Annotated in this window: 5 protein-coding genes and 1 pseudogene; 3 read left to right on the top strand and 3 right to left on the bottom strand. The window is 36.3% G+C overall.

All coding sequences use genetic code 11. The annotated features are described in order from the left end of the window. Positions 1-157: 157 nt before the first annotated feature. From Q0L68_RS13200 to Q0L68_RS13210, 3 genes are all read right to left on the bottom strand, one after another. Positions 158-1543: a glycosyltransferase family 2 protein gene (locus Q0L68_RS13200; protein ID WP_366938400.1), complete on the bottom strand. Its 1386-nt coding sequence runs from the start codon at positions 1541-1543 to the stop codon at positions 158-160. Positions 1544-1610: 67 nt separating this feature from the next. After that, positions 1611-3200: a hypothetical protein gene (locus Q0L68_RS13205; RefSeq protein ID WP_296703948.1), complete on the bottom strand. Its 1590-nt coding sequence runs from the start codon at positions 3198-3200 to the stop codon at positions 1611-1613. Positions 3201-3206: 6 nt separating this feature from the next. Continuing rightward, positions 3207-3566 carry a response regulator transcription factor gene (locus Q0L68_RS13210; RefSeq protein WP_296703950.1) on the bottom strand — a complete coding sequence of 120 codons (360 nt, stop codon included), beginning with the start codon at positions 3564-3566 and terminating at the stop codon, positions 3207-3209. Positions 3567-3793: 227 nt separating this feature from the next. Between Q0L68_RS13210 and Q0L68_RS13215 the strand changes: the two genes are divergently transcribed. The 3 genes and pseudogenes from Q0L68_RS13215 to Q0L68_RS13225 form a co-directional block, all read left to right on the top strand. Then, positions 3794-5488, top strand: a complete 1695-nt coding sequence (locus tag Q0L68_RS13215; RefSeq protein WP_296703953.1) for an amidohydrolase family protein — start codon at positions 3794-3796, stop codon at positions 5486-5488. A gap of 4 nt (positions 5489-5492) precedes the next feature. Beyond that, on the top strand, positions 5493-6878 hold the full coding sequence (locus Q0L68_RS13220) for an amidohydrolase (RefSeq protein ID WP_296703956.1): 1386 nt from the start codon (positions 5493-5495) through the stop codon (positions 6876-6878). Positions 6879-6901: 23 nt separating this feature from the next. Next, a pseudogene (locus tag Q0L68_RS13225) lies at positions 6902-7633 on the top strand (amidohydrolase); the annotation flags it as partial.

Consider the following 7633-nt stretch of genomic DNA (forward strand, 5'->3'; position numbering starts at 1 on the left):
CTCTAAAAGCTATTTTTCTTCCTTGTTGATATTTTTTTTCAAAAATAAGTTCTCTCGCCTCAACCAATAATTCATCCGGATCAAAGGAATCCTGAGCTTTCAAAGTACCAAAAACGGTAAACCCAATTATCAAAATAAAAACTACCTTTTTCATACCTCAGGAATTCGTTTCAGCTTCAAAGTTTTTTCTGTCTTCAGATTTCTTAAATCCAGTCCGGATCATCTGTCCCCATCCTCCTTTTCCTTTAATAAAGTCTATATGACCCTTTAGACCCCAAAAGACTACTTTTGGATGAATAATAAAAGGCTCTACCAAAACAGTAAAAATTAATTTTTTAAGATCATTTTTCTCCTTGTAATTATTAAAGGCTATTTGCTCATATAAGATACTAAATGAGGTAACTAGCAAAGAGAGTAAATACAGCATTGCATAAAGTGCTATGAAATAGAAAGCACTGAAATCACCAATGATAATTAGGATAAAAGTGTAGAGTAAGCCTAGCAATTCTATGATGGGCGCAGATTTCTCAAATACACTCCAATAGGGATAAGATAGCATTCCCATAACTCCGTATTTTGGATTAAACCTTACCGATTTATGAAGTTGTAAGGTTTCTATCGTACCCCTAATCCATCTGTTGCGCTGTCGGGATAAAACAGATTCATTTTCAGGGACTTCTGTCCAACACAATGGATCTGGAACAAAGCCTACTTTATAAGGAATTTTGTTTTCTTCCATGTACCTTCTCATCCTTACCACGAGTTCCATATCTTCCCCTACAGTCTTTGGGAAATATCCGCCTACTGCCAAAACCAGTTCCCGGTTGAAAAACCCAAATGCACCTGAAATAAGCATCAAACCATTAATTCTGGTCCATGCCATTCTACCCATTAAAAAGGCTCTGAAATATTCAATAACTTGAAATCTTCCCAAGAGACTTGTTGGTACTCTGTATTTAGTAACTGTTCCATCTTGTACGTCGCAATTATTGGCAATTCCGATAACTCCTCCTACAGCTATGACTTTCCTGTTCGTTTCCTCCATAAATGGTCGTACCATTCTGGTAAGAGATTCGTGGGAAAGAATACAATCCACATCTATACAGGCAATAATTTCCTTCGAGGCAATATTAATCCCGGAATTTAAAGCATCAGCCTTTCCACCATTTTCTTTATCAATGATGGTCAATTTGCTAAAAGATTCATTTCTGGATTTATAGATTCCTCTTACAGGCTTACAATCAATTTGGTAGTTGTAGGCATAGCTTGTTTTTTCAAGTTCAAAGGCCTCTATTAGTTTTTCTAAGGTGTCATCTTTTGATCCGTCATTAATTATAATTACTTCAAACTTTCCATAATGGAGGGACAATAAACTTTTAGCATTCTGAACAATATTTTGGCCTTCATTGAATGCAGGAGCTACAATAGAAACACCTGGTGCAATGGGTGAAGTAATGATATCCTGATAATCAGCAAACCTATTTCTCCGCAAATGATCTCTCAATTCCAATGCACTCATAATCATCGTCACAAAGTAAATCAAGATTACGGTGAAGCTTAAAATGAGGAAAAATATCCCTAAGACTTCTAGGAGAAGGTAAAAGAGAAAACTATACATGCTGGAGAAGAGGGTCTAAAAGGTGTGCATTAATTTGATTTAGCTCCTTATCATTTTTAGTGGCAACATATTGTTGATACATGGATTGATCCAGCTTTCGTAAATTATCCAGATAGATCATTTTTAATTCAAAGCCTGGATCATCATTTAATAATTCGATTAAAATATGAGCGGAAACCTGATCTCCTACTTGACCTGAAGCTTTAGCAGCTGCTACAACAAGTTTTATATTATCAGATCTTAAACACTTATTGATAAAAGTAGACTCAGTATGTACTCCTATAGTTTGGTAGGTTTTAAGGATTTCTATTTTTTCAATGTCTGCGACTTGTGGTGCTAGTTTAGCCAGCTTTTCCAGCAAATCAACTCTTCCTAACAATCCCACTAGTTTGTACCCAAATAATCTTATAGTTTGATTTTTCCCTTCAAAAAGAGTTTCTAATTGAATAGATTTTTGAATATGTAAAAATTTAATAATCCTTAAGTAATTCATCTGCTGCCATCTAGAAAGCGGAAAAGATTGCTTTTTAATCGTAGTCAGGTCCACTTTTTCGGAAAGATTTAAAAGTGTTGCAATTGATTGTGATCTAATGTAAAAATTGGAGGAATCAGTAAGTGTTTGAACCTGTGGTAAAGCTTCCACTAAATCCATCTCATTTATCTGGACTAGTCCGGTAGTAACTATGTCCCATCTTTTACTATTTAGCTTCTTTATAGATATTTCATCGAGTTTTAGTTTTTTGTAAAGAGCCTTGAGTTTGTCCTTAAAATCCCCTTTCATTTTCTTATTGAGGGAAATAATTTTATTAATCAATACATGTTTGAAATGCAACTTCTTAAAATCCTTTTCAGGAAAAAATTCAAATATTTCAGTTTCTGAAAGACTATTTATTTCTTCTTCGGTTTTTTCAAAAAGAAGGATTGATAAAGGACCTACTATTTGACTTTCAAATATCTTCTCTTTGGCTTCAACTTTAGCGGCTCTCCCTTTGATAAAAATCATATAAAGAATCATTCCTATCGCCATGATCAAGAAAAATCCTATAATGCTTGTGACTAAAATCAGTTTAAAATCTGAGAAAAAATGAAACCTATATTTCACTAAGGGCTCATAAGGAACCAAATTGGCCAGAATAACCAACACATCCCCTACTTCAGGTTTTTTTTCAGTTATAAAAATGTCCTTATTCCTCCAAAGATTATCGACATAATCTCTAGCAGCATTGTAATCAGAAGGGGAATCATAAATCAAGAAATCCGGCTCTATTATCGATTCATCTTTCAAAAGATAATTCTCGCCAGCTTGATACCAGGTTGAATATTTTTCGAATGCTTTAGAGAGATAAACTCCCTGTTCATCAATTACAAACAGTAGACTGGAGTCATTCAGCAACTCAGGGGAAGGGTTTTCTGAGGTAATTTTATACCTAAATTTAAACGAGGGGATTTCTTCCTGTAATTCTAAAAAATTATAAAATGAAGTAGAATCAGTATAGGGTAAACTATCCTGCGCAAAAGAACTATTTGTCCAGAAAACCGAAAACGAAAAGAATATTAGGGATTGAATAAATCTTTTCTTCATTAAATATTATCTGAAAATACGTTTGACTCTTATGGCTAATTCATTTGGATTGAATGGTTTTGGAATAAAATCCGCCACTCCAAGATTAAATGCTTCTAAGACTATTTTTTCTTCTTCTCCCAAAGAACTCAAAACTATGATAGGAGTATCAGGTTTTGATTTCCTAGCATAGTGGATTATTTCTATTCCATTCTTAAATGGAATCATAACATCAGTAATGATTAAATCTGGTTCAAAAGTATCTATTGCTTTTGTCCCTTCATTGCCATCTTTAACTAATAAGGTTTCATATCCATCTTTTTTCAATCGGAATTGAACCAAGCTTGAAATCAATAAATCATCCTCGATAATCAGGATTTTCTTCATAATTAATTACTGAACTACCGCCTAAAGATAATAGAGGAATACTAAATTATATAGTGATTTACCAGTCGAGTAAATCTTTGAAAGACGCATTGCATTTAGATGTACTTAAATAGTATTTCAACCCCAGTACAATGCCATTAATCAAAAAAATAGATTCAAAAAATAATTCCAAAAGGATTCTGTTTAGCCTTTTATTAGCTTGCCTACCAGTCTAACCATCAATTAACATGAAAAAAACTTTACTGAAAGCAAGTGTTCTTGGTCTTTTGGTATTTGGATGGATTTCAAATAATTCTCTCTTGGCTCAAAGTGATCCAACAGGCAAGAAACCAATCACAAGTACCTATGCCATAACAAATGCAACAGTCTTCACCGAACCAGGAAAATCGGGAATGAAAGCAACCGTTCTTATCAAAGACGGAGTTATACAGGGAGTTGGCTCTAATCTCAACTTACCAATAGAAACAAAAGTAATATCTGGTGATTCACTATTCATATATCCGGGTTTTATCGACGGAGGAAGTGATGCGGGAATAACTACTCCTAAAGAACCAGAAAGGCCTAAGGATTTTGTTTCATCAAATCCACCGGATGAAATAGCTGGAATCACTCCATGGAGATCTGCTGTAGATCAATATTCTGGAGAAGACAACAAAGTCGAAGATTTTAGAAAAGCTGGTTTTACGGTAGCACAAATTCTTCCAGATGGAGGAATGATTTCTGGTAAAGCAGCTATTGTCGTATACGGTTCAGAATATTCAAATAATGTTCTGAAAACAAATACAGCTTTGGTATCGAGTTTTAGAGGTTCAAGAGGCATGTATCCTGGAACTGCCGTAGGTGTGATGGCAAAATTTAGAGATGTCTATCAAAACACCAAATTGACACAGCAAAGAGGTGAGAAATACCAAACAGTTTCTGGCGTTTCAAGACCGGAAATGACGCCTACCTATACTGCAATGATGGATGTGATCAATGGTCAGGTTCCTGTAATGTATACTGCTCCCTCTGAATTGGAAGTGAGAAGAGCAATAAGTCTTCAAAAGGAATTGGGCTTTAAATTAATCCTGACTGGTTTAGATGATTATGCAAGCGTCATAGATGTTATAAAAGCTGCCAATGTACCTGTTTTGATCAGTTTGGAAACTCCTGATGATAAAGCAATAAAAGCACAAAAAGAGGATGTGAGTGAAGATGTAAAAGCGCAATATTCCAGAGTGAAGGAAGCTTATGATAATGCCATCAAACAAGCTGGTATGCTGGAAGAAGCTGGAATTCCATTTGCTTTCACAACTGCTGGAACAAAGTCTGGTGATGTGATGAAGTCACTAAAAACTATGATTGAAAATGGATTAAGCGAGCAGGCAGCTTTAGCTGCTTTGACTACAAATGCTGCAAGTATCTTAGGGATGAGTAGAGTAGCAGGAACTATAGAAAAAGGTAAAATGGCAAATTTGGTTATTAGCACAGATTCACTTTTTGCTGAGGATAGCCAGATTAAACATGTAGTAGTAGATGGTTTTATTTTTGATTATGAAATCAAACCAAAGAAAAAAGCTACTAAAGAAGAAGATGGAGCTCCTGCTAAAGTTGATGGAGCATGGGACTATGTAACAGAGTCTCCTGCAGGAAGCTCAGGAGGAGTATTTGAAATTTCTAAGGATGGTTCAGAGTTTAAAGGTTCAATTACACTTGACGATCCAGCTGGATCAGGAAAAATCAAATCTGACTTAAAAGATATCAATGTAAATGGTAAGGCTATGTCTTTTGGATTTGAAGTCGCAGCTGGCGGAATGAATATATCGGTGACCGTTTCTGGTGAAGTTGAAGGCGAGAGTTTTGATGGTACCATGTCGGTAGATCAATTCGGTTCATTTCCTTTTACCGCAACACTTAACCCAACCTTAATCGCAAATAAGTAAAGACATGAAAAAGCTTAATTATTTTCTTGCTGCTTTGTTGGGCCTAAGTATAACTTATACTTCTGCTCAAACTCAAAAAGGCAGTGTACTTATAAAAAACGCAACTGTTATTACCGTAACTAATGGGACATTGGAAAATTCTGATGTTTTGGTTCAAGATGGTATAATCAAACAAGTTGGACAGAATATTTCTGCTCCTTCTGGTGTGGAAACAGTAGATGCAACTGGTAAATATCTAATGCCAGGTATCATTGATGCTCACTCTCATGTTGCTTTGGATGTGGTAAATGAAGCAACTGCTCCCATTGTTGCCGAGGTAAGAATGAGAGATGTTGTAAATCCATTTGAAGTTGGTATCTACCGAGCGCTTGCAGGTGGTGTCACTATTTCACATGCCATGCACGGTTCTGCCAACGTAGTTGGAGGTCAAAATGTAACTCTAAAGCATAGATGGGGTTCTGAAGATCCTGCAGATATTATGATGCAAGATGCTCCTAGAACAATCAAGTTTGCTCTTGGCGAAAACCCAACAAGAGTTCACGGAAGAGGTAGAGGAATTCAGCCTCGTACTAGAATGGGGGTTGAAGCAATATTGAGAAATGGTTTCAATGAAGCTTTGCAATACAAGAAAGCTTGGGAAGATTTTAATAATTCTTCTTCTCAAAAAGGAAGCACCATGTTAGCTCCGGTGTACGATGAAAGACTTCAGACTTTAGTGGATATACTTGATGGAAAAATCATTATTCACTGTCACTCCTATCGTGCAGATGAAATCTATATGTTGATTAATGTGGCTAGGGATTTTGGAATCAGCAAGCTTGTATTTCAGCATACTAATGAAGGTTTTAAAGTAGCCCCAGAAATTGCAGAATATACCATGGGAGCTTCTGTATTTGCAGATTGGTGGGCATATAAGTTTGAGGTGTACTACTCTACTGCTTTTAATGCTGCCATCTTACAAAAGAATGGTGCGATTACATCAATAAATTCAGATTCCGCCGAGCTTATTCGTCATTTATATCATGAGGCTGCCAAAACTCAACGTTATGGTGGTTTGACTGATGATGAAGCATTGGCAATGATTACCATGAATCCAGCTAAACAGCTTGGTATTTCTGATAAAGTGGGATCTATTGAAGTAGGAAAACAAGCTGATTTGGTGATTTTTGAAGGACATCCTTTATCAGTCTATGCTGTTCCACAAAAAACCTTCGTAGATGGAGTGAAATACTTTGATATTGAAACTGATGCAGATGATCAGCGACTTCGAGTGGGTCCTACTGAAATGGTAGAACCAATTTTTATGACTCAGGAAGATCATAGATGTATGCAAGATGTGGAGTTGAATTTCTCTGACATCTCACAAACTTTATTTAACACAAATTATTAATTCTCCGAAAATCAATAGAAGACATGAAAAGAATGACTAAAGCCTTTTTCGCCTTCCTGATAGCTCTTTTGCCAGTGATGGCAATAGCTCAAATTGACGGGGAATTCGTAAAACCTCGTACAGGAAAGTTTTTACTTCAAAATGCCACCGTGGTAACGATCACAAATGGCACTTTGAATAATGCCTCTGTTTTAATAGAAAATGGAAAAATCGCTCAGGTTGGAGCCAATATTTCTGCCGATGGAGCCGAAGTAATTGATTGTTCTGGGATGTTTATTTACCCTGGGATGATCGATAGCGGTACTCGTTTAGGACTTGTAGAGGTGAGTTCTGTTGCCGAAACGACTGACTATTCCGAAGTTGGAAATGTAACTCCAAATATGCAGGCCTTGACAGCTGTCAATCCAAACTCTGAAGAAATTCCTGTAACCCGTGTTTCAGGTGTAACTACGGCTTTGACAGTACCATCTGGAGGCTTGTTTCCTGGAACAGCAGCATTAATAAATTTGGTAGGTTATACTCCAGATCAAATGTATGCTGGTTTTAAAGCTGTCGTAATGAACTTCCCTTCTTCAGCAAGAAGAGGAAGATTTGATAGAAGATCAGATGATGATATCAAAAAGGATAATGAGAAAGCATTGAAAGAAGCCAATAGTATCTGGGAAAATGCTACCTCCTATCATAAGTTGAAAAGCGACGGTGCTGAATTGGAATACTATCCAGAAATGGAACAAATGGCAAAAGTAATTTCCGGT

The organism is Algoriphagus sp., assembly GCF_024642405.1.
Classification (GTDB): domain Bacteria; phylum Bacteroidota; class Bacteroidia; order Cytophagales; family Cyclobacteriaceae; genus Algoriphagus.